Genomic DNA, 22,041 nt, shown 5'->3' with positions numbered 1-22,041 from the left:
CAACCTTCCGAAGCCCCTCCCCGTCCTAGGGTGAGGGGCTTCGGCCATGTACGGTCGGAGCCGACGACTCCAGGGGGGAGTGGTGGGGCGGAGCGGGGGAAGAGAACCGATCATGTCGCGAGTGCCAGGGTGGCTCGGCCGGCTCGGCGCCGGACTGACCGAGCTCGGGGAACGGTTGGACGAACGCCGCGCCGAGGTGGAGAAGGAGTCCTCGGGCGCGCTCGACACCGACGACCCCTTCGGCACCCGGGCCGCACGGGACGCGGAGGACTCCGCCGGTGCGACCGGGTGGCAGGACGACGACGCCTACGGGGAGGACGACGCCCACGGGGACGACCCGGGCCGGGCGCGGACGCCCGCACCGGACTCCGCCGCCGCGCCCACGCCCGCTCCCGCGTCCCGGCACACGGCGCCCGTACCCACCTCGGCTCCCGTCGCCCAGGTGTACGAAGGAGCGGTGCGCCCCGATCCTTCGATGGCCGTGCCGTGGGGTGTACGGGTCGCGGCCGAGGCCGGCTGGCGGCTGCTCGTCCTCGCGGGCACCCTGTGGGTGCTGATGCGCGTCATCAGCGCCGTACAACTGGTCGTCCTCGCCTTCGTCGCCGCGCTGCTCATCACCGCGCTGCTCCAGCCGACGGTGGCGCGCCTGAAGCGGGTCGGGTTCCCGAGGGGGCTCGCCACCGCGCTGACCGCGATCCTCGGCTTCGTCATCATGGGACTGGTCGGCTGGTTCGTGGTCTGGCAGGTCCAGGAGAACATCGACAACCTCTCGGACCAGATCCAGGACGGCATCGACGAGTTGCGCAAGTGGCTCCTCAACAGCCCGTTCCATGTGACGGACAAACAGATCAACGAGATCGCCAAGAACCTGCGGGACGCGATCGGCGCGAACACCGACCAGATCACTTCGGCGGGGCTCGAAGGGGTCACGGTCATCGTGGAGGCGCTGACCGGCATCCTCCTCACGATGTTCTCGACGCTGTTCCTGCTGTACGACGGCAAGCGGATCTGGGAGTGGACGCTGAAGCTGGTGCCGGCGGCGGCGCGGCCCGGGGTGGCGGGAGCGGGGCCGCGTGCGTGGCGGACGCTGACGGCCTATGTGCGCGGCACGGTGATAGTGGCTCTGATCGACGCCATCTTCATCGGCCTCGGCATCTACTTCCTCGATGTGCCGATGGCCGTTCCGCTGGCCGTCTTCATCTTCCTCTTCGCGTTCATTCCGCTGGTCGGCGCGGTGGTGTCCGGGGCGCTGGCGGTCGTGGTCGCGGTCGTGACGCAGGGGGTGTTCACCGCGCTGATGACGCTGCTGGTGGTGCTCGCCGTGCAGCAGATCGAGGGCCACATCCTGCAGCCGTTCATTCTCGGGCGGGCGGTGCGGGTGCATCCGCTGGCGGTGGTGCTGTCCGTCGCCGCGGGTGGGCTGGTCGCGGGGATCGGGGGGGCCGTGGTGGCGGTGCCGCTGGTGGCGGTCACCAACACGGTGGTCGGGTATCTGCGGTCGTATGCGCGGGAGCCGGGCCAGAGGCATGCGCCGGAGCCGCGCGGGGCCACGGCGTCGGAACTCCCACCGTCCCGCCCACCTGTCTGACCCAGGGTTCTCTCGACCCGCCCGGCCCTGCCCGACCCGTCCCATCCCTGTGGGCTCGGCCCCCAGACCCCCGCTAAGGGGCTGCCGCCCCCTGGACCCCCGCTTCGCCCGAAGGGCTCGTCCTCGAACGCCGGACGGGCTGAAATGCCTGGCCCGGGCGTCAGCTTCGCGGCGCGGACCCGCATACCCAGCCCGTCCGGCGTTCGAGGACGAGGCCGTCCAGGCCGATACGGGGGTCTGCGGGCGGAGCCCCCAGGGACAGGACAGGCCGGGTCGGGCAGGGGCGGCGGGGGCGAACAACGTATGCGGGAGGCCCCGTTCGCCGATGTGGTGAACGGGGCCTCCCGGAGGTACTACTGCGCGAGAACCGCCTCGGCGTCCAGCGTCGTCCCGACCGCCTGAATCACCGCAGCGATCTTGAACGCCTCCTGAATCGTCTCCCGGCCGACGCCCGCCTTGCGGAGCACCTGCTCGTGCGAGTCGAGACACTGCCCGCACCCGTTGACCGCGGAGACGGCCAGCGACCACAGTTCGAAGTCGACCTTCTCGACACCGGGATTGCCGATGACGTTCATCCGCAGCCCGGCCCGCAGGGTCCCGTACTCGGGGTCCGACAGCAGATGCCGCGTGCGGTAGAAGACGTTGTTCATCGCCATGACCGCGGCGGCCGACTTGGCGGCCGTGTACGCCTCCGGCGACAGATTCGCCTTCGCCTCCGGCTCCAGCTCACGCAGCACCCGCGGTGAACGGGACGCGATCGCGCACGCCAGCACCGTCCCCCACAGCTGCTGCTGCGGAAGCTCGGAGTTGCCGATGACCGAACCCAGGTTGAGGCGCAGGTCCTTCGCGTAGTCCGGTACGGCGGACTTCAGCTCATCGAGGGACATGGAGGGTCACTCACCCGCCAGGAGCGCCACCGGGTCGAGGGTGTTCTCGCCCTTGGTCCAGTTGCACGGGCACAGCTCGTCCGTCTGGAGGGCGTCCAGGACCCGCAGGACCTCCTTGGGGTTACGGCCGACGGAGCCGGCGGTCACCATGGAGAACTGGATCTCGTTGTTCTGGTCGACGATGAACACGGCACGCTTGGCGAAGCCGTCCTCACCCTCGATGCCGAGGTCCCGCATGAGCTCGTGCTTCGAGTCGGCCATCATCGGGAAGGGCAGGTCCCGCAGGTCGTCGTGGTCCTTGCGCCAGGCGTGGTGCACGAACTCGGAGTCGCCGGAGAAGCCGAGCACCTGGGCGTCACGGTCGGCGAACTCGTCGTTCAGCTTGCCGAAGGCGGCGATCTCGGTCGGGCACACGAAGGTGAAGTCCTTGGGCCACGCGAAGATGACCTTCCACTGACCCTCGTAGGTCTTGTGGTCGATCTGCCGGAACTCCTCACCCTTCTCCAGCGAGACGCAGGCGGTCAGATCGAACTGGGGGAACTTGTCACCAACAGTGAGCACGCGCTCTCCTTGCAGCGAGGGAACGCCCCTTTTGAGGACTCTTCCCTTGGGTTGGACGATGCCGATCGTGGCACAAGCTGCATTGATTAGTGAAATTGGTACACTCGGTCCCGTTGATCGAATGCAACTATCAGTGACGATGAGTGAGAGGCGGCCGCCATGGTGAGCCCTGTCGGCGGCAGAGCGGGCGCCAAAGGCGCCGGAGTTCCCAAGGGGAACGGGCGCCGTCAGCCCACCTTCGCCCAACTGCGCGCCTTCGCCGCGGTGGCCGACCACCTGCACTTCCGGGACGCCGCCGCCGCGATCGGCATGAGCCAGCCCGCGCTGTCGGGCTCGGTCTCCGCCCTGGAGGAGACGCTCGGTGTGACCCTGCTGGAGCGTACGACGCGCAAGGTGCTGCTCTCTCCCGCGGGCGAGCGTCTCGCCGTACGCGCCAAAGCCGTTCTGGACGAGGTCGGCGCGCTCATGGAAGAGGCCGAGGCCGTCCGGGCGCCCTTCACGGGGGCCCTGCGACTGGGCGTCATCCCGACCGTCGCGCCCTACCTCCTGCCCACGGTCCTCGGGCTGGTCCACGACCGCTACCCGGACCTCGACCTCCAGGTCCACGAGGAACAGACGGCCAGCCTGCTGGACGGACTGGCGGTCGGGCGGCTCGATCTGCTGCTCCTGGCCGTGCCGCTCGGGATGCCAGGAGTCGTCGAACTCCCGCTCTTCGACGAGGACTTCGTGCTCGTGACGCCACTGGGCCACGCGCTCGGCGGACGGCAGGGGATCGCGCGCGACGCCCTGCGTGAGCTCAACCTGCTGCTGCTCGACGAGGGGCACTGCCTGCGGGACCAGGCCCTCGACATCTGCCGGGAGGCCGGGCGCGCGGACGCCCCCGTCACCACCACCGCCGCGGGGCTGTCCACCCTGGTCCAGCTCGTCGCCGGCGGGCTCGGGGTGACCCTGCTGCCGCGAACGGCCGTCAGGGTCGAGACCACCCGCAGCGACCAGCTCCTGACCGGGTACTTCGCGGACCCGGCGCCGACCCGGCGGATCGCGCTGGTGATGCGGGCGGGGGCGGCGCGGCGGGCGGAGTACGAGGAGCTGGCGGCGGCCCTGCGCGAGGCTCTGCGGCCGCTGCCGGTGAGGGTGTTGGGCCAGGACGCCTGAACCGGCGTGACGGTCCCCGCCCGGACAGGGCGGGGACCGTGGACCGTTCGGTACGGGCGGGGACCGCTCGTACGGCTATTCCGTCCGGAGGCCGTCCGGTCTCATGAGGCGCAGCAGCGGTGGCAGGCTGAGCGCGGTCACCAGCAGGACGACTCCCGCGCCGATGCCGGTCATCGACAGCAGGCTCGACCAGTCCACGCGTACCGAGACACTCGTCATCTTCTGCAGGACCACGCCCAGGGTCAGGCCGACCACCGACGCGAGCACGAGACCCAGCGCGATCGGGATCGCGGTCTGCCACAGCACCGACAGGCTCAGCGTGCGGCGCCGGGTGCCGAAGGCGACCAGGACGGAGAGCAGTTTCTTGCGCTCGCGCAGCTGTTCCAGCTGGGAGATCAGCAGGCTCGCGCCGATCAGGAACAGGACGCAGGTGGCGCCGACGGACAGGCCGGTGCGGATGGACGTGTAGCGGTTGTCCTGCTCGGTCGACGCCCAGGTCCAGGCGTGGGCCAGCGGGCTGAGCTTCGCCGTGGTGTTGCGGACGAGGTCGTAGACGTCCGGCGCCGACTGGTCGATCTGCAGGTAGACGTTGCCCTCGACCGCCTCCGTGCCCCGCGCGGGCAGAGCGCTCGGAGTGAACAGGATGCCACCGGTCAGACCGTTCGTCGCGTCCGCGCGGACCTCGGCCTGCTTGATGCCCTGCGGCACGGTCCAGGCGACCTGCCTGCCCACCAGACCCTGGTCGTAGGAGGGGTCGATGTAGAGGGTCCGGCCGGGTCTGCCGAGCTTCAGCGCGTCCGGATCGGCGTCGCCGCCCTTGATCAGGAAGACGTCGCCGTCGCGGCAGGCCGGCAGCGTGGCCACCTCGCGCAGCGACGCGCAGTTGCCGACGGTCATGGAGGTGGACGAGTCCGGATCCCGCTTCTTGTCACCCAGCGAAGCGGTGCCGATCGCGGCGACCTGTCGTACGCCGTCGGTCCGGGCGTACTGCTCGCGGGCCCGGTCGAGCGGGACGTCGTACGGCAGGCGGACCTGCATCTGAGCCCGTTGGACGTCGTTCGACGAACTCTTGGTGTAGTCGCCCTCGACCCCGGCGAACAGCATTTGCAGGGCGATGGCGCCGGCGACCGCGACCGCGATGCCGTTGACCATGCGGGCCGCCGTTCCGGTGCTCAACTGGAGCCTGCGGATCGCGAGCTGCCAGGACACCGAGCCGGAGCCGAGTCGGGTGACCACCGTCTCGACGATCCAGGGCAGCAACGCCGTGACGCCGATCAGGAGCAGCAGGACGCCGCCGATCACCAGGTACTGGTTGAAGTTCCCGTTGGTGTTGCCCTTGCCCATCATCGGGTAGAGCATCGCGAGTCCGCCGATCGGCAGCAGCAGCCGCCACCACAGCCGGCGCCGTGCCGGTTTGGCGGCACGCACCACGCCGAGCGGCTCGATGACGACCCCGCGCAGCGCGAGCAGGGTGACGAGGACCGCGGCCGCGGGCACCGCGACGGCGACCAGGGCGGCCAGCGCGGGCGTGGGGTTCAGATAGCTCGGGAACACGCTCTTGCCGAAGATCTGCACGGATCCCGCAAGTTGGCGGGCCAGCAGGAAGAAGACCGTGCCGAAGGCGAGCCCGAGGAGGGCGCCCGCGAGGGCCTCGCCCGCGGCGATCCGCCGGGTCATCCGGCTGTCGGAGCCGACCAGACGCAGGGCGGCGAGCCGCCGGTCGCGCCGCTCGCCGCCGAAGCGCACGGCCGCGGCGATGAAGACACCCACCGGGAGCAGCAGCACCACGAAGACGACGATGATCAGCAGGACGAGGATCGGGTCGAGGCGGTCGGGCGGTCCGAGGGGCTGCCCGAAGTGCTCGATACGGGTCACCCGGGCGCCGTCGATCCTCGGGGCGAGGTCGTCGGCGCCCGCGTAGAAGGCGAGTTCGTTCGCGCCGACGAGACCGGACTCCCCGATGGTTCCGATGGTGCGGTACGGCAGCCGCTCGCGCAGCAGTTTCCCGTCACCGGACTTCAGCAGGTCCGCCAGTGCGGGGGACACCACCATCTCACCCGGTGCAGGGTTCTTCTCCACTCCCGGCGGCAGGGGCGCCCGGGACCCCTCGGGTTGTACCTCGCGGCCGCGGATGTCCAGGTCGCGATAGGTGTCGTCGACGGCCGCTACGAGCAGGGACCGGTCGGACGCCTTGGGGATGCCCACATCGTTGAACGTGATGTCGGTACGGGCCTTCTCGCGGTCGCTGCGTGCCTGGAGCGCACTCGGTATCGCCGTGGTGAGCAACAGCAGTGCCACGCCGAGACCGACCCCGACGGCTGTGAGGACCGCGCGCATCCAGCCCTCGCGCCCGCCGGTGAAGGCGAACCTGGCCCCCATGGCGAGGTCTCTGGACCACTGGCGCACGTTCATATGACGCGCTCCATGTCACGGGACTTGCCGTCGCGTACGACGATCTCGCGGTCCGAGTAGGCGGCCACCCGCGCTTCGTGCGTGACCAGGACGACGGCGGCGTTGGTGGAGCGGGCGGCCTCGGTGAGCAGCTCCATCACGCGCTCGCCGTTGAGCGAGTCGAGCGCGCCGGTCGGTTCGTCCGCGAACAGCACGCGCGGGCCGGTGACCAGGGAGCGGGCCACGGCCACGCGCTGGCCCTGGCCGCCGGAGACCTCGCCGGGCCGCTTGGACTTGAGGTCGTCGACCTCCAGGCGTTCCATCCAGGTCAGGGCGGTGCGTTCGGCCTCCTTGCGGCCGGTGCCGTTCAGGCGCAGCGGCAGGGCGACGTTCTCGACGCAGGTCAGTTCGGGTACGAGCTGGCCGAACTGGAAGACGAAGCCGAACTCGCTGCGGCGCAAGGCGCTGCGCTGCGAGTCGTTCATGGTGGCCATCTCGCGTCCGGCGTACATGATCGAGCCGGAGTCGGGCGGCACGATGCCGGCGAGGCAGTGCAGCAGGGTGGACTTGCCGGAGCCGGAGGGGCCCATCACGGCGACCACCTCGCCCGGGTGGATGGAGAACTCGGCGCCGTCCAGGGCGGTGGTGGGGCCGTAGCTCTTACGGAGCTCCGACGCGGTCAGCAGGGAGCCGGGGGGAGGGGTCATCGGGTCGTCACCGCCTCGCGGAGTTTGTCGAGGCGGGCGGCGGTGAGTTCCAGCCACCGCAGGTCGGCCTCGAGGTGGAAGAGTGCGTGGTCGCAGATCAGCTGGTCGGCGAGGTCGCCCCGGCGCTTGCGGTCGGTGAGGATGCGCATCATGCGCAGGTGTTCCGAGCGCTGGGTGTCGAGGATGTCGGCCGCGTCGCGGTGGGTGAGGAGGGCGAGGACGATCTTGGTGTAGAGGGTCGACTGGAGGTACGGCTCGGGCTTCTCGGGCGTCGCGAGCCACTGCTGTACGTCGGTGACACCGGCGTCGGTGATCGCGTACCGCTTGCGCTCGGGTCCGCCGCCCGCCTCTATCCCGTCGACCTCCACGAGGCCGTTCTTCAGCAGTCGCGACATCGTCGAGTAGACCTGGCCGTAGTGCAGCGGCCGGTCGTGACCGAACTTCTCGTCGAAGGCCCGCTTGAGGTCGTAACCGTGGCGGGGTCCGGACTCCAGGAGTCCCAGGAGGGTGTGACCGATGGACATGCGGAGCACTCTACACACGGGGTATACACGGTGCGTATACATGCTGCGCATAGGCCATGGCAGGGAGCGATGGTGTCCAGGTCAGGGCGCATTGTCACGGTTCTGTCACCGGGTTCCCGCGCCCCTGGGGGCTCCGCCCCCAGACCCCCGTATCGGCCTCGAGGGCCTTGCCCTCGAACGCCGGACGGGCTGGTGGTGCGGGCCCGCTCTGAAGGGCTGACGCCCAGGGCGGGCATTTCAGCCCGTCCGGCGTTCGAGGACGAGCCCTTCGGGCGACGCGGGGGTCCGGGGGCGAGGCCCCCTGGCGGGGTCCGGGGCGGAGCCCCGGGTGCGGGGTGATGGGGGTCCCCCCTGCTCGAGCGAGGCCGAGAGCTGGGGGGAGGGCCGGGGTGGCGGCTACGGGTCCGGCTGGTCGGGGGCCGGCGGCCGCCCGCGGCGCGGGATCGGCCCGGCCCCACCGGGCAGACGCCCCGCCTCGGACAGCGCCCTGCGCAGCAGGAACTCGATCTGCGCGTTGGCGGAACGCAGTTCGTCACCCGCCCAGCGGGCCAGCGCTTCGTACACGAGCGGATCCAGCCGCAGGAGCACCTGCTTGCGCTGCGGCTGCGGCCGCCGCCGGGGCCCGGCCCCACCGGATGGCTCCGTCACTGGTACAGGGACCCCGTGTTCAGGACCGGCTGCGGCGCCCGGTCACCGCACAGCACCACCATCAGGTTCGACACCATCGCCGCCTTCCGCTCCGAGTCCAGTTCGACGATGTCCCGCTCGGTGATCCGGGCGATCGCCGCCTCGACCATCCCGACCGCCCCTTCGACGATCTGCCGCCGTGCCGCCACGACCGCCCCCGCCTGCTGGCGCTGGAGCATCGCGGAGGCGATCTCGGGAGCGTACGCGAGATGCGTGAAGCGCGACTCGATGATGGAGACGCCGGCGGCGTCCACCCGCGCGCGCAGTTCGACGGCGAGCTTCTCGGTGATCTCCTCGGCGTTGCCGCGCAGCGAGAGCCCCTCCTCGTCGTGGGCGTCGTAGGGGTACTCGATCGCGATGTGCCGGACGGCCGCCTCGGTCTGGGTGGCGACGAACTCCAGGAAGTCGTCGACCTCGAAGCTGGCCCGCGCGGTGTCCTCGACCCGCCAGACCACGACCGCGGCGAGCTCGATCGGGTTGCCGTAGGCGTCATTGACCTTGAGGACCGCGGTCTCGTGGTTGCGCACCCGGGTCGAGATCTTCACGCGGGAGGTGAAGGGGTTCACCCAGCGCAGGCCGTCCTGACGGATCGTCCCCCGGTACCGCCCGAAGAGCTGGACGACCCGGGCCTCGCCCGGCGCCACCGTGTTCAGCCCGCACATCGCGATGAACGCGGCGAGGCCGACGAGGATGCCCGTGACGATCAGCGCGGCCTTGCCCCCGGCCGCGGAGACCGTCGTGGCGCCCACGATCAGCGCGGCCCCGAGCAGCAGTCCGAGCAGTCCGAGCAGCAGCGCGAGCCCGCCGCCGATGCTGTGCGCGGTGAACTCCCGCACCCGTGGGGCGGGTATCGCCGGCACGTCGGGGACAGGCGTGGATCCGTGGCCGGAATCGTTCGTGGAGTCGTGTGCGGACATGGTGGGCCCCCGTCTCGTATGGCCTAGCACTTACCTAGCTAACTGATATCACTTTACCCCGCATGGCAACCTTCCACTCCTCTCGTACGTCGGTTCTGGTGGGGCTGGTGCGCATTGCGTGCTGATTGTCACGTCCGTGGAAGTGCCGATCGGCGGGACTTTGTCCCAGCACGTGGTGTTAGTTTGCTGAGCTGACCTCAGCGACGAACCTGTGTGCGGCACCAGAACGAACGCGGCACCGGACGTGTGAGTGAACCCGGCAGGACACGCGTACAAGAGAACGCGACCCGAGACCGAAGCGGAGCGGACGGAGCCATGGGACGAGCGGACGAGAGACGAGCGCGGCAGCGCGGTGGCCGTCGCGCCGCGGCCGGGGGCTCCTCCGGGACCAAGCCCCGCCGCAGCGGCATACGCAGGATCCTGAACTGGAAGACGATCCTCGGCACGTTCCTGGGCTTCTGCCTGCTAGGCATGGGCGCCTTCCTCGTGCTCTACATGGTCGTGTCCATACCCCAGGGCAACGCGGCCGCGCAGCAGCAGAGCAACATCTACAAGTACGGCGACGGTTCGACCCTGGCCCGTACCGGCAAGGTCAACCGCGAGATCGTGGGCCTGGACAAGGTGCCCAAGCCCGTCCAGCTGACCTTCGTCGCCGCCGAGAACAAGTCCTTCTACAAGGACTCCGGCGTCGATCTGCGGGGCACGGCCCGCGGTCTGCTGAACACCCTGTCGGGCAAGGGCAAGCAGGGTGGCTCGACGATCACCCAGCAGTACGTCAAGAACTACTACCTGACCCAGGACCAGACCGTCACGCGCAAGCTGAAGGAACTGGTCATCTCGCTGAAGGTGGACCGGCAGCAGACCAAGGACGACGTCCTCGCCGGTTACATCAACACCAGTTACTACGGCCGTAACTCGTACGGCATCCAGGCCGCGGCGCAGGCGTACTACGGCAAGGACGCGAGCGACCTCACGGTCGAGCAGGGCGCCTACCTCGCGTCGCTGCTCCAGGCCCCGAGCCAGTACGACTGGGGCGTCGCCACCGACACGGGCAAGCGGCTGGTCACGGCCCGCTGGAACTACACCCTCGACAACATGGTCGAGGAGGGGTGGCTGGACGCGGCCAAGCGCCAGGCCATGAAGTTCCCGGTGCCGCAGGACCCCAAGGGCGTCCCCGGCATGCAGGGCCAGACCGGCTACCTGGTGGACGCGGCGAACAGCGCGCTGGCCAACCGGCTCGTCGCGCAGGGCTCCGCCGCGAACTACGAGGACGCCAAGGCGATCGTCGACGCGGGTGGCTGGACGATCACGCTCAACATCGACAAGAAGAAGCAGACGCAGCTGGAAGTCGCCGTCAAGACGAAGCTGAGCCGCAAGCTGGACGGGAAGAAGCGGCGGGTCGACGGTGACGTCGAGGCCGGCGCCGCGTCCGTCGACCCCAAGACGGGCAAGGTCGTCGCGATGTACGGCGGCGAGGACTACTTCAAGCACTACGTCAACAACGCGACCCGCCAGGACTACCAGCCCGCGTCCACCTTCAAGCCGCTCATCTTCGCCGCGGCCCTGGAGCAGCAGGCCAAGACGCAGGACGGCCAGGACATCACGGCGAACACGATGTACGACGGCACGAGCGGTCGCGCCGTCAAGGGCAGCACCATCGGGTTCGCGCCGCCCAACGAGGACGACCAGAGCTACGGGCCCGTCACCGTCCAGACCGCGATGAACAAGTCCATCAACTCCGTCTTCGCGCAGATGGGCGTCGACGTCGGCATGGACAAGGTCCTCAAGGTCGCGGGCGATCTCGGGATGCACACGGAGAAGCTGCAGCCGGTGCCCGCGCAGACGCTCGGTTCCATGGGCGCGAGTCCGCTGGAGATGGCGGGTGCCTACGCGACCCTCGACAACCACGGACGCAAGGTCACCCCGGCCGTCGTGGCCTCCGCCGAGCACAAGGACCGTACGGTCCCGTTCCCGAAGCCGATCGGCGACCAGGTCATCAGCGCCGAGGCGGCCGACACGGTCACCTCGGTGCTCACCGGCGTGGTCAACGACGGTACGGCCCAGGGGTCGGTGGCGCAGGCTTCCGACCGCGACGGTCAGCAGGTCGCGGGCAAGACGGGTACGTCCGACAACAACAAGTCGGCCTGGTTCACCGGCTACACGCCCAACCTGGTCACCTCGGTCGGTCTCTTCGGAGAGGTGCCCAAGGACCGCAAGGACTCGAACGGCAAGGCGGTCAGGCAGGGCACCCAGGTGTCGCTGAGGGGCGCCGCGGGCGGCGGCCGCGTCAACGGCGGTGGCTTCCCCGCCCAGATCTGGGCCGCGTACACCTTCAACGCGATGGGCAGGGTCACCGCCTTCGACCTGAACACCACCCAGGGCGCCGCGATGGAGCCGACGCCGAGCGACACGCCGAGCCAGACGCCCAGCGAGACGCCGTCGCAGACTCCGACCACCGAGCCGCCGACGACCCGGCCGCCGACGAGCAGCAGCCCGCCGACCAAGACGCCCGAGCCCCCGGTCCCCCCGACGACGACGGCCCCGGTCAGTCCGAGCGGAACCCCGACCGACGAGAACCCGACGGGCCCGTTCGACCCGAACGGCCAGCAGCAGTAACGGCAGACAGGCTCACGGCTCACGGCTCACGAGAAGGGCGCCCGGTGACCCACCGGGCGCCCTCCCTCTCGTACGGACCGCGATCCGCCGTCCGTCGCGGGAGGCGGCTCGCTCAGCCGCCGTTGACCTCCTTGGCGATCCGGTCGCCGATCTCCTTGTCGACGTTGCGCCAGTACTGCACCGCGCGGTCCAGGACCGGGCGGGACACGCCGGCCTTCAGGTGGCCGCTGACGTTCGACACGAGACGGTCGCGGGCCGCGGCGTCGAGGACCTGGCGGACCAGCGTGCCCGCCTGACCCCAGTCGTCGTCCTCGCGGTGCAGCTTGTACGCCTCGCGCACCAGCTCACCGGCGGTCTGCCAGCTCGCCGGGTCACCGAAGCGGGAGAAGTCGGCCGCGGGCCCGCCGTAGGAGTTGGGGGCGTACGGCCGGGCCGCGTTCGACGGCTCGTAGCGCATCGGCCCGTCCTTGGCGTACGAGTTCACCGGGGAGTGCGGCCGGTTCGGCGGCAGCTGCGTGTAGTTCGGGCCGATCCGGTACCGGTGGGTGTCCGGGTACGAGAACAGCCGGCCCAGCAGCATCTTGTCCGGCGAGGGACCGATGCCCGGCACCAGGTTGGACGGCTCGAAGGCCGCCTGCTCGATGTGGATGAAGTAGTCCTCCGGATTCCTGTCCAGCGTCATCCGGCCGACGTCGATCAACGGGTAGTCCGCGTGCGGCCAGACCTTTGTCAGGTCGAAGGGGTTGAAGCGGTAGTCCGCCGCGTCCTCGAACGGCATGATCTGGACCTTCAGGCTCCAGGTCGGCGCGTTCCCGGATCTGATCGACTCGAACAGGTCCCGGCGGTGCTTGTCCGCGTCCGTACCGGCCAGCTCGTCGGCCTCCGCCTGGGTGAGGAACTCGATGCCCTGGTCGGTCTTGAAGTGGTACTTGACCCAGAACCGCTCACCGGCTCCGTTGATCCACATGTAGGTGTGCGAGCTGTACCCGTTCATGTGGCGGTAGGTCTTCGGGACACCCCGGTCGCCCATCAGCCATGTCACCTGGTGCGCGGACTCGGGGGAGAGGGTCCAGAAGTCCCACTGCATGTCGTTGTCGCGCAGTCCGGTCACGGGGCTGCGCTTCTGCGAGCGGATGAAGTCCTGGAACTTGATCGTGTCACGGACGAAGAAGACCGGCGTGTTGTTGCCCACCATGTCGTAGTTGCCGTGCTCGGTGTAGAACTTCAGCGCGAAACCGCGGGGGTCGCGCCAGGTGTCGGGCGAACCCTGTTCGCCGGCGACAGTGGAGAACCGGGCCAGCATCTCGGTACGTTTGCCCGGCTGGAACAGGTCAGCCTTGGTGAACTGGCTGACGTCATTGGTGACTTCGAAGAATCCGTAGGCGCCACTGCCCTTGGCGTGCACCACACGCTCGGGGACCCGCTCCCGGTTGAACTGTGCCATCTTCTCGATGAGGTAGTGGTCCTGGAGCAGGATCGGGCCGTCGGGGCCGACGGTCAGCGAGTGTTCGTCGCTCTCCACCGGAATTCCGACGTTGTCCGTGGTGTACGGAACCTTCTGGGGTGCCTGCGTCACGAGCGTCCTCCCGTCGAAGAAGAGGGTGTTTAGGTCGCTTCGTCCACCCCAGCAGTCAACTCCGCCGACGGGATGTCGGCAACATCTGGACACGGTCCAGCCCTGGTCCGGTTCCGGAACCCGTACGGAGACGGGGCCGCCCCGGGGTGAGACCGGGCGGGTACCCCGTCAGCCGCGGTTCAACTCGAACCAGACCACCTTGCCGGTGCTCAGCCGGGTCGCACCCCACCGTTTGGCCAGTTTGTTGACCAGATAGAGGCCGCGTCCGCCCTCGTCCGTGGCGCGCGCCTGCCGCAGCCGCGGCAGCTGGGGCACGTCGTCACCGACCTCGCAGCGCAGCACGTCCGTCCGCAGCAGCCGCAGCGTCACGGGGCGCGAGGCGTAGCGCACGGCGTTGGTCACGACCTCGCTGACCAGCAGCTCGACGGAGTCGCTCATGTCCTCCATGCCCCAGCGGGACAGCGCGCGGCGGGCGAGCCGCCGGGCCCGCCCGGGAGCGGCGTCCTCCGGCTCCAGGTACCAGTACGCCACGTCGCTCGGCGCGATCCCGTCGAAGCGGGCGGCGAGCAGCGCGATGTCGTCGTCCCGGTCGCCCGGACCGAGCATGTCGAGCACCTCGTCGCACAGGGCTTCGAGGGGCGGCGGATGATCGGGTCCGGTCAGCTGCGCGGTGGCGGCGAGCTTCTCGCGCAACTGTTCTATGCCGGTCCAGACGTCCCTGAGCCGGGACTCGACCAGGCCGTCCGTGTAGAGCAGCAGCGTGGCTCCGGCGGGCGCGTCCAGCTCGACCGCCTCGAAGTCCACCCCTCCTACCCCGATGGGGGCACCCGGCGGCACCCGCAGCACCTCGGCCCGGCCGCCCAGGTGCAGCAGGACCGGCGGCGGATGGCCCGCGTTGGCGATGGTGATCCGGTGCGCGACCGGGTCGTAGACGGCGTACAGACAGGTCGCCATGCGGTCGGTGCCCAGCCGCTGCGCCTGTTCGTCCAGGTGGTGCAGCACCTCCTGCGGCGGCAGGTCGAGCCCGGCGAGCGTCTGGGCGGTCGTCCGCAGCTGGCCCATGATCGCGGCCGAGGTCATCGAGTGGCCCATGACGTCCCCGACGACCAGGGCGACACGGCTGCCCGGCAGCGGGATCGCGTCATACCAGTCGCCGCCGACGCGCGCGGTCTCCGCGGCCGGCAGATAGCGGGACGCGAGCCGTACGCCCGTGGGCCGCGGCAGCGTCTCGGGCAGCATGGTGCGCTGCAGCTCGTCGGCGATGTAGGCCTCACGGCCGTACAGCACCGCCTTGTCGATGCCGAGCGCGCTGTGCGTGGCGAGCTGGGCCGCGACGAGCAGGTCGTCGGGCTCGAAGGCCATCCGCTCGGGACGGCGCACGAAGAGCGCGGCCCCGATCACCCGGCGCCGCCCCCGCAGCGGAGCCAGGATCGCGCGCTGGCCGCTGGGCACCGCCAGCTCGTCGCCCAGCAGCTCGGGCAGTGCGGCACGGGCGGCGGGCGCGTCCGCGAAGACGGGCCGTACCCCGCGCAGCACCTCCGCGAGGGCCCCACCGGGACGCACCTCGCACAGCTCGGCCGTCATCGCAGACAGGTCGCTGGGCTCGGGCCGCAGCGCGGGCAGGAAACCGTTCTCGGTGTCGCGCTCCTCCGGGATCCGGTCGGTGCGCCGCAGCCGCAGCACGAGGGGCCCGGTGGGCCGCTCGTCACCGACCGGAAGCGGATCGCGCAGATAGACGAGGATCGCGTCCGAGAAGGTCGGCACGGTGGCGCGGCACAGACCCATCACGATCTCGTCGAGGTCGATGCCGCGCGCGATGCGCCGGGTCGCCGCGCCCACGAAACGCAGCCGGTCCCCGTCGCGCCGCATCGGCATCGGGCCCGCGTGCGGCAGCCCCTGCCCGGTACGCCGGTCCTTGCCGCCGCTCCCGGGCGCCCGGTCCTTGTCGACCGGCTGGGCCGGGATGCCCTCGGGCGCGGGGCGCGGGCGGTGCGGATCGGGCTCCGCGGCCGACGGCTGGGAGTGCTCGGGGCCCGGGGACGCGGGCGGTGTCGGCGCGCCGGTGCCGGAGGGCGACGGTGCGTCGGTGCTCGCGGAGGTCTGGTTGCCCGGCGTCCCGTGCTGGGCGTACGGCGCACCGGGACCGGCCGAGGCGTCACCCGTGCGGGCGGGCTGCGCCGGTAAGGCGCCCGGAGCGCGCAGCGCCTCCGGGGTGTGCAGGAGCGCCCCGCGGGGGTCCGCGGGGGTGGAGGGCCGGCCGGCGCCGCTCTGGCGGCGCTCGTGCGAGGTGGGGTGCTCCGTCACGCGTGTCGAATCCATCCGTCCGGGGCTGCGCGCCGTGCGTGCAGTTCGTCCCGCAGCCCCGATACCCGGAATGTGTGCCCCAGGAACGGAATCTGCGCGTCGTGCGAGCCGGGCCCGGCATGTGCCGACGGGAACGCCGTCGCCCCAGTGGGTCCGTGCGACCCTCCGGGCCGTCCGCCGACCGTACCGCCGTGGCCTTCGTACCCCTCGCTCACTTCCTGCCGCCCCTCGGTGACGTATGGTCAAGCCCAGCGCATGCTGCGGTAGTTGCTGCTGTGCGCCCTTGCGGAGGACGATCCTACGGTTGTACCACGGGGGCGCATCAAGGGTCTCATGAGGACACGTGCGCGGGCGTACGGTCCCAGTCATCGGGCAGGACGGGAACCGGCCACGACGGATCCGGGCGCCAGCGCTGCCAGCCGTCCGCGAACGGCGCGCCCCAGGCGCGGATCACCTCCACCGCGCGCAGCCCCGCCTCCCGCACCTGTGCTGCCTGCCGGGTGTCCATCAGCCCGGCCCGCTGCGCCTGTGCGAACTCGTCCTCGTCGAGCCAGCACCAACTGTGGTCCGGGTGCACGGAGATGTCCAGGAAGTGGTCCTCGGAATCGACGCCGCCCTCCCAACGGGCCAGCGGGGTCTCCAGGTTCACGTACCAGTTCTTGAAACGCCAGCCCGGTTCCCAGAACAGCCACACCGACCAGGGCTCGCCGGGCCGCGCCAGTTTCAGCACCCCGGTGCCGAACCAGCGGTCCCGGCGCACCGAACGAGCCTTGGTGTAGCGCGACTCCAGCGGTTCTCCGTGCACCGGGGTGCCGTCGGCGAGCACCGGCTTGACGCACTCCGTGCCGGGCGCCATCCACACCGCGAGCAGTTCCGCGTCGTCCCGCACGACGGTCACGGGGCGGCAGATGTGGACGCGCTCGCCGGCGTTCTCCCGGTACCGCCACAGGATGTGACTGCCGGGGGCCCAGTACGCCGTCGAACCACCCGTTGCCACTCGTCTCACCGCTCCACCCTCTGCCATGAACAGATATTAGGTGCCCCAGGCATACGACGCTGCGGTGCGCGTCACGGTTCGCGCCGTGGCACGCACGACGTAACGGAGCTGTCATCCGGCGTTCGCCGGTACGGAGGCGGCGTCACGGATGCGTCATCCGCAGGACATCCAGGGCCTCGTCCAGCTGTTCCAGGGTGAGGTCGCCCCGCTCCACGTACCCGGAGTCGAGGACGACCTGGCGGATGGTCCTGCGCTCCGCCAGTGCCTTCTTGGCCACCTTGGCGGCCTCCTCGTACCCGATGTACTTGTTGAGCGGTGTCACGACGGACGGCGACGACTCGGCGTACTCGCGGGCCCGTTCGCGGTGCGCGACGATCCCGTCGACGGTGCGGTCGGCGAGCAGCCGGGAGACACTCGTGAGCAGCCGGACGGACTCCAGGACGTTCTTCGCGATGACCGGGAGCATCACGTTGAGCTCGAAGTTGCCGGCGGCCCCGGCGACCGCGACCGTCGCGTCGTTGCCCATCACCTGGGCCGCGACCATCAGCACGGCCTCGGGAATGACGGGATTGACCTTGCCCGGCATGATCGAGGAACCGGGCTGCAGGTCGGGGAGGCTGATCTCGGCCAGGCCGGTCCGCGGTCCGGAGGCCATCCAGCGCAGGTCGTTGGCGATCTTCGTCAGCCCGACCGCGATGGTCCGCAGCTGTCCGCTCGTCTCGACGATCCCGTCCCGCGCGCCCTGTGCCTCGAAGTGGTCACGGGCCTCGGTGAGCGGCAGACCGGTGTCCCGTGCCACCTCCGCGATCACGGCGGCGGAGAACCCGGGAGGTGTGTTGATCCCCGTGCCCACGGCCGTCCCGCCCAGCGGCAGTTCGGCCAGCCGGGGCAGTGAGGCGTTCAGCCGTTCGATCCCGTAGCGCACCTGGGCCGCGTATCCACCGAACTCCTGTCCGAGCGTGACGGGGGTGGCGTCCATGAGGTGGGTGCGCCCCGACTTCACGACGTCGGCGAACTCCGCCGCCTTGCGCTCCAGGGCGGCGGCGAGGTGGCCGAGCGCGGGGACGAGGTCCCGGGTCACCGCGGCGGTGGCGGCGATGTGGATCGAGGACGGGAAGACGTCGTTCGACGACTGCGAGGCGTTCACATGGTCGTTGGGGTGGACGTCGCGGCCGAGCCGCTCGGTGGCGAGCGTGGCGATGACCTCGTTGGTGTTCATGTTCGAGGACGTGCCGGAGCCCGTCTGGAAGACGTCCACCGGGAAGTGCGCGTCCCAGCGCCCCTGCGCCACCTCGGCCGCGGCCTCCTGGACGGCCTCGGCCACGTCCTTGTCGAGCACCCCGAGCCGGGCGTTGACCCTGGCGGCCGCCCCCTTGATCCGTGCGAGCGCCTCGATGTGAGCGCGTTCGAGCCGCTGCCCCGAGATGGGGAAGTTCTCCACGGCCCGCTGGGTCTGGGCCCGCCACTTCGCGTCCGCGGGCACCCTGACCTCACCCATCGAGTCGTGCTCGATCCGGTACGGGGCTGCTGCCTGTTCATCGGCCATTGCCGGTCACCTCCAGTGGGGACAGCATCGCGGACGTGTCGCGTGTTCCCGGACGTCCGGTGCCGTGTTTCCCGCGGCCCCCCCGTTCTCGCGGGGGTCAGTGCCGTGCGGTGCCGAAGGGAGCGGTGCACGCGGACTGCCCGGCCACTTCGGCACAGGCCGCCGCGCCGCGCGGGCTCGCCGCGGCCAGCATCGGACTGCTGTAGCCGTCCGCCGGGTCGCCCGGGTAGGCGGCGGACAGTTCGTCCCGCCCCGCCCGGACCGAGATCTCCCGCGCACCGCCGGTCCGGGTGCGCACCTCGGCCCAGACCGTCGCGCACGACGCGGAGAAACGCAGCAGCACGACCTCTCCCGCGCGCGCGACCGTGCTCTCCGTACGCGCGTCGCGGCCGCAGGTCTCGGAGGTCGGGAACTGTCCCTGGCAGCCGTGACCGCGGCAGGAGGCGGCCGCGGCGGGCGCCGGGGCGAGGTCGGTGTCGAGGACCTCGGCGGCGCCCGCGGTGACCGCCATCGTGGCGGCCGCCACCGCGGCGAGGGCGATGACGGCCCGGTTCGGCGGCCGGACGCGCCGGCCCCGAACCGGCGCGTCCGGGGCCGGGCCCTGTGGGGACGGAACCCGTGGGGGCAGGGCCTGCGCGGGCAGGCCGACCGCCCCGCACCGGCTCCTGGACACGGTGTCCCACAGGGAGAGAAGGGGACCGGGATCGGTCTGCGCGAGCCGGCCGAGGGACTCGACCGCCGAGCGCGGCGGGAACTGGTCACCGTTCAGATAGCGGTGCCAGGTCGACTTGCTGAACGGGGTGACGGCGGCCAGCGCGGCCAGGCTCAGCCCCGTCCGCCGCCTGAGGCCGCGCAGCCGCTCCAGCAGGAGATGTTCGTCGGCGAGTCGTTCTACGTCGTCCAGCGCGTCGGGCAGCGGCTGTCTCTTGACCGTCACGTGGCTCTCCATCTCGCTCCCTCGCCGTGCCGGGGTGGCAGCCTGATCCGTTCCCTCTCCGTGCGCCCGCGCACACCAGGGTCGCCCGAATGCGAACCGGATGATGAGGGGAAGTTGACCTGCGGGTCCCGCACCGGTGGGGTGGTCGGGTGGTCGGCTGATCGACTCGTAGGACCTCCTGACGGGGCGGACCCCCACCCCGTCAGGAGGCGTCGGAACTCAGGAGCCGGGCGTCGGCGCGCCCGTCAGCACCAGCGGACGGCGCCGCCGGTGCGGACGTAGTGCGCGGACACGTACCCCCGGTGGTGGGCCAGGCGGTACCAGCGGTGGTTGCCCCGGACGGCGGACCCGCGCTTCTTGCAGGAGATGACCACCGGTCGTCCGTCCGGACGCGAGCCGACGATCCGGTAGGCCGTGCCCGGCCCGGAGCGGACGAGCAGCCGCGTGTGGTGGGTCGTCACACGGCCCCGTACGTGATGGACGACGTGGTGGGCGGCGTGGTGGCTGCCGGGAGTGTGCGCGGCCGGGGCGGTGGAGGCGACGGCCGTCACCGGGAAGACGGCGACGGCCGCGACCGCGGCCACGAGACCGTTGCGCAACATGCGACTCATCATGCTATTTCCCTCCGAGATGACCCGCGGATCACAGGCTGTGATCCGGTCATTGCGGAGTGTTCACGGCAAAGCTCGCAAAGATGCCGTCCCGCTGTTCCTGGGACGAAATGGGACACCAGGTGAAGGCGTGAACGGCGCGGCGGGGGCGTCCCGGGACGGCCGCCCGGGACGCCGGGAGGCTACCGAGGGAGGCGGCGGGGGCGATGTCCGTCCCCGCCGCCCCTGGGGAGCTACGCCATCCCGGGACCCCGCACCGGGATGTGGGTGAACGTCGGCTCGGGAGCCGGATCCTGGAAGAAGTCGTTGCCCTTGTCGTCGACCACGACGAACGCCGGGAAGTCCTCGACCTCGATCCTCCAGACGGCCTCCATGCCGAGTTCCTCGTACTCGACGACCTCGACCTTCTTGATGCAGTCCTGGGCGAGACGGGCGGCGGGGCCGCCGATCGAGCCGAGGTAGAAGCCGCCGTGCGCGTCGCACGCCTGGGTGACCTGCGCGGAGCGGTTGCCCTTCGCGAGCATGACCTTGGAGCCGCCCGCCGCCTGGAACTGCTCCACGTAGGAGTCCATGCGGCCGGCCGTCGTCGGGCCGAAGGAGCCGGACGCGTAGCCCTCGGGCGTCTTGGCGGGACCGGCGTAGTACACCGGGTGGTCCTTCAGGTACTGCGGCATCTCCTCGCCCGCGTCGAGCCGCTCCTTGATCTTGGCGTGCGCGATGTCCCGGGCCACGACCAGCGGGCCGGAGAGCGAGAGGCGGGTCTTCACCGGGTACTTGGTCAGCTCGGCGAGGATGTCGTCCATCGGCTGGTTGAGGTCGATCCGGACGACGTCGCCCGACTCGTCGAGGTGCTCGTCGGTCGTCTCGGGCAGGAAGCGCGCCGGGTCCGTCTCCAGCTGTTCGAGGAAGACGCCCTCGGCGGTGATCTTCGCGACGGCCTGGCGGTCGGCGGAGCACGACACCGCGATCGCCACGGGGCAGGACGCGCCGTGCCGGGGGAGGCGGACCACACGCACGTCGTGGCAGAAGTACTTGCCGCCGAACTGCGCTCCGATACCGATCCGCTGCGTCAGCTCGAAGACCTTCTGCTCCAGGTCCTTGTCCCGGAAGCCGTGGCCCAGCTCGGAGCCCTCGGCCGGGATCTCGTCCAGGTAGTGCGCGGAGGCGTACTTCGCGGTCTTCAGGGCGTACTCGGCGCTCGTCCCGCCGACGACGATCGCCAGGTGGTAAGGCGGGCACGCGGCCGTGCCGAGCGAACGGATCTTCTCCTCCAGGAACTTCATCATGGAGGACTCGTTGAGAACGGCCTTCGTCTCCTGGTACAGGAAACTCTTGTTCGCGGAGCCGCCGCCCTTGGCCATGAAGAGGAACTTGTAGGCGCCGCCGTCGGTCGCGTACAGCTCGATCTGCGCCGGCAGGTTCGAGCCCGTGTTCTTCTCCTCCCACATGGTGAGCGGAGCCATCTGCGAGTAGCGCAGGTTCAGGTTCTTGTAGGCGTCGTAGATGCCGCGGCTCAGGGCCGACTCGTCACCGCCCTCGGTGAGGACGTTCTGCCCGCGCTTACCCATGACGATCGCCGTACCGGTGTCCTGGCACATGGGCAGGACACCCGCGGCCGCGATGTTCGCGTTCTTCAGGAGGTCCAGGGCGACGAACCTGTCGTTGGCCGACGCCTCGGGGTCGTCGATGATCCGGCGCAGCTGGGACAGGTGGGCGGGCCGCAGGTAGTGCTGGATGTCGTGGATGGCCTCCGTGGCGAGCTTGCGCAGCGCCTCCGGCTCGACCTTGAGGAACGTCCGCCCGTCGGCCTCGAAGGTGGAGACACCCTCGGAGGTCACCAGCCGGTACGGGGTGGTGTCCTCTCCCTGGGGGAGCAGATCGGTGTACGCGAACTCAGGCATCTTCGCCCATTCCTCACTTGATTTCTTGGGGCTCGGTTCGCCTCCGGGGCGCCGAGACCCTTGCCGGGAGCCCGACCACGCTCACTCGGCGGAGGCCGGCCTCCGTCGGCGGGCGTCCACCAGCCTAGAACCTGGC

The 22,041-nt window shown here is 70.5% G+C and carries 17 protein-coding genes; 3 read left to right on the top strand and 14 right to left on the bottom strand.

Annotated features, from left to right (window positions below):
* Positions 1-112: 112 nt before the first annotated feature.
* On the top strand, positions 113-1,588 hold the full coding sequence (locus ACFVTC_RS14845) for an AI-2E family transporter (protein WP_390126959.1): 1,476 nt from the start codon (positions 113-115) through the stop codon (positions 1,586-1,588).
* 353 nt (positions 1,589-1,941) lie between these two features.
* On the opposite strand, the gene ACFVTC_RS14840 is transcribed toward ACFVTC_RS14845, so the two are convergent.
* Together ACFVTC_RS14840 and ACFVTC_RS14835 are read right to left on the bottom strand one after the other, a co-directional pair.
* Positions 1,942-2,475 carry an alkyl hydroperoxide reductase gene (locus ACFVTC_RS14840; protein ID WP_168530009.1) on the bottom strand — a complete coding sequence of 178 codons (534 nt, stop codon included), beginning with the start codon at positions 2,473-2,475 and terminating at the stop codon, positions 1,942-1,944.
* 6 nt (positions 2,476-2,481) lie between these two features.
* Positions 2,482-3,036: a peroxiredoxin gene (locus tag ACFVTC_RS14835; protein WP_266701126.1), complete on the bottom strand. Its 555-nt coding sequence runs from the start codon at positions 3,034-3,036 to the stop codon at positions 2,482-2,484.
* A 159-nt stretch (positions 3,037-3,195) separates the two neighbouring features.
* Here ACFVTC_RS14835 and ACFVTC_RS14830 point away from each other — a divergent pair, with 159 nt between their 5' ends.
* Positions 3,196-4,191: a LysR substrate-binding domain-containing protein gene (locus tag ACFVTC_RS14830; RefSeq protein ID WP_390126958.1), complete on the top strand. Its 996-nt coding sequence runs from the start codon at positions 3,196-3,198 to the stop codon at positions 4,189-4,191.
* 75 nt (positions 4,192-4,266) lie between these two features.
* On the opposite strand, the gene ACFVTC_RS14825 is transcribed toward ACFVTC_RS14830, so the two are convergent.
* The 5 genes from ACFVTC_RS14825 to ACFVTC_RS14805 form a co-directional block, all read right to left on the bottom strand.
* Positions 4,267-6,603, bottom strand: a complete 2,337-nt coding sequence (locus ACFVTC_RS14825; protein WP_390126957.1) for an ABC transporter permease — start codon at positions 6,601-6,603, stop codon at positions 4,267-4,269.
* The gene (locus ACFVTC_RS14820; RefSeq protein WP_390126956.1) at positions 6,600-7,289 is read right to left on the bottom strand and encodes an ABC transporter ATP-binding protein; all 690 of its coding nucleotides are present in this window, start codon (positions 7,287-7,289) and stop codon (positions 6,600-6,602) included. The genes ACFVTC_RS14825 and ACFVTC_RS14820 overlap by 4 nt, the downstream gene beginning before the upstream one ends.
* Positions 7,286-7,813, bottom strand: a complete 528-nt coding sequence (locus ACFVTC_RS14815; protein WP_168530013.1) for a PadR family transcriptional regulator — start codon at positions 7,811-7,813, stop codon at positions 7,286-7,288. Before ACFVTC_RS14815 ends, ACFVTC_RS14820 begins: the two co-directional genes overlap by 4 nt.
* A 396-nt stretch (positions 7,814-8,209) precedes the next feature.
* Positions 8,210-8,461, bottom strand: a complete 252-nt coding sequence (locus ACFVTC_RS14810) for a hypothetical protein (protein ID WP_390126955.1) — start codon at positions 8,459-8,461, stop codon at positions 8,210-8,212.
* A complete protein-coding gene (locus ACFVTC_RS14805; RefSeq protein ID WP_390126954.1) occupies positions 8,458-9,417 on the bottom strand; it encodes an SPFH domain-containing protein in 960 nt (319 codons plus the stop codon). The genes ACFVTC_RS14810 and ACFVTC_RS14805 overlap by 4 nt, the downstream gene beginning before the upstream one ends.
* Positions 9,418-9,732: 315 nt before the next feature.
* Between ACFVTC_RS14805 and ACFVTC_RS14800 the strand changes: the two genes are divergently transcribed.
* Positions 9,733-12,033 (top strand): transglycosylase domain-containing protein, encoded by a 2,301-nt coding sequence (locus ACFVTC_RS14800; RefSeq protein WP_390126953.1) that lies wholly within the window; start codon positions 9,733-9,735, stop codon positions 12,031-12,033.
* A 112-nt stretch (positions 12,034-12,145) separates the two neighbouring features.
* Here ACFVTC_RS14800 and ACFVTC_RS14795 read toward each other — a convergent pair whose 3' ends face one another.
* The 7 genes from ACFVTC_RS14795 to ACFVTC_RS14765 form a co-directional block, all read right to left on the bottom strand.
* Positions 12,146-13,609, bottom strand: coding sequence for a catalase (locus ACFVTC_RS14795; RefSeq protein WP_390126952.1), 1,464 nt, complete (start codon positions 13,607-13,609; stop codon positions 12,146-12,148).
* Positions 13,610-13,777: 168 nt separating this feature from the next.
* A complete protein-coding gene (locus tag ACFVTC_RS14790; RefSeq protein WP_390126951.1) occupies positions 13,778-15,928 on the bottom strand; it encodes a SpoIIE family protein phosphatase in 2,151 nt (716 codons plus the stop codon).
* 316 nt (positions 15,929-16,244) lie between these two features.
* Positions 16,245-16,937, bottom strand: a complete 693-nt coding sequence (locus tag ACFVTC_RS14785; protein ID WP_390126950.1) for a DUF402 domain-containing protein — start codon at positions 16,935-16,937, stop codon at positions 16,245-16,247.
* Between the two features lie 115 nt (positions 16,938-17,052).
* Positions 17,053-18,456, bottom strand: a complete 1,404-nt coding sequence (locus ACFVTC_RS14780; protein WP_390126949.1) for a class II fumarate hydratase — start codon at positions 18,454-18,456, stop codon at positions 17,053-17,055.
* Positions 18,457-18,553: 97 nt separating this feature from the next.
* On the bottom strand, positions 18,554-19,393 hold the full coding sequence (locus ACFVTC_RS14775) for a DUF2690 domain-containing protein (protein ID WP_390126948.1): 840 nt from the start codon (positions 19,391-19,393) through the stop codon (positions 18,554-18,556).
* 245 nt (positions 19,394-19,638) lie between these two features.
* Complete coding sequence (locus ACFVTC_RS14770) at positions 19,639-19,995, bottom strand: SH3 domain-containing protein (protein ID WP_390126947.1); 357 nt, start codon at positions 19,993-19,995, stop codon at positions 19,639-19,641.
* A 242-nt stretch (positions 19,996-20,237) separates the two neighbouring features.
* A complete protein-coding gene (locus tag ACFVTC_RS14765) occupies positions 20,238-21,905 on the bottom strand; it encodes a fumarate hydratase (RefSeq protein WP_390126946.1) in 1,668 nt (555 codons plus the stop codon).
* Between the last annotated feature and the right edge of the window lie 136 nt (positions 21,906-22,041).

Origin of the sequence: Streptomyces sp. NPDC057950 (assembly GCF_042887295.1) — a bacterium.
GTDB lineage: Bacteria > Actinomycetota > Actinomycetes > Streptomycetales > Streptomycetaceae > Streptomyces > Streptomyces kaempferi.
The sequence above is the reverse complement of the archived record's forward strand: the minus strand, read 5'-3'. Positions and strand labels throughout refer to the sequence as shown.

Bases quoted from the DNA above. Each gene is read 5' to 3' on its own strand.
- ACFVTC_RS14805 (WP_390126954.1), bottom strand. From the start codon at position 9,417: ATGTCCGCACACGACTCCACGAACGATTCCGGCCACGGATCCACGCCT.
- ACFVTC_RS14820 (WP_390126956.1), bottom strand. From the start codon at position 7,289: ATGACCCCTCCCCCCGGCTCCCTGCTGACCGCGTCGGAGCTCCGTAAG.
- ACFVTC_RS14815 (WP_168530013.1), bottom strand. From the start codon at position 7,813: ATGTCCATCGGTCACACCCTCCTGGGACTCCTGGAGTCCGGACCCCGC.
- ACFVTC_RS14830 (WP_390126958.1), top strand. From the start codon at position 3,196: ATGGTGAGCCCTGTCGGCGGCAGAGCGGGCGCCAAAGGCGCCGGAGTT.
- ACFVTC_RS14825 (WP_390126957.1), bottom strand. From the start codon at position 6,603: ATGAACGTGCGCCAGTGGTCCAGAGACCTCGCCATGGGGGCCAGGTTC.
- ACFVTC_RS14785 (WP_390126950.1), bottom strand. From the start codon at position 16,937: ATGGCAGAGGGTGGAGCGGTGAGACGAGTGGCAACGGGTGGTTCGACG.
- ACFVTC_RS14765 (WP_390126946.1), bottom strand. From the start codon at position 21,905: ATGCCTGAGTTCGCGTACACCGATCTGCTCCCCCAGGGAGAGGACACC.
- ACFVTC_RS14770 (WP_390126947.1), bottom strand. From the start codon at position 19,995: ATGTTGCGCAACGGTCTCGTGGCCGCGGTCGCGGCCGTCGCCGTCTTC.
- ACFVTC_RS14790 (WP_390126951.1), bottom strand. From the start codon at position 15,928: ATGGATTCGACACGCGTGACGGAGCACCCCACCTCGCACGAGCGCCGC.
- ACFVTC_RS14840 (WP_168530009.1), bottom strand. From the start codon at position 2,475: ATGTCCCTCGATGAGCTGAAGTCCGCCGTACCGGACTACGCGAAGGAC.
- ACFVTC_RS14780 (WP_390126949.1), bottom strand. From the start codon at position 18,456: ATGGCCGATGAACAGGCAGCAGCCCCGTACCGGATCGAGCACGACTCG.
- ACFVTC_RS14845 (WP_390126959.1), top strand. From the start codon at position 113: ATGTCGCGAGTGCCAGGGTGGCTCGGCCGGCTCGGCGCCGGACTGACC.
- ACFVTC_RS14800 (WP_390126953.1), top strand. From the start codon at position 9,733: ATGGGACGAGCGGACGAGAGACGAGCGCGGCAGCGCGGTGGCCGTCGC.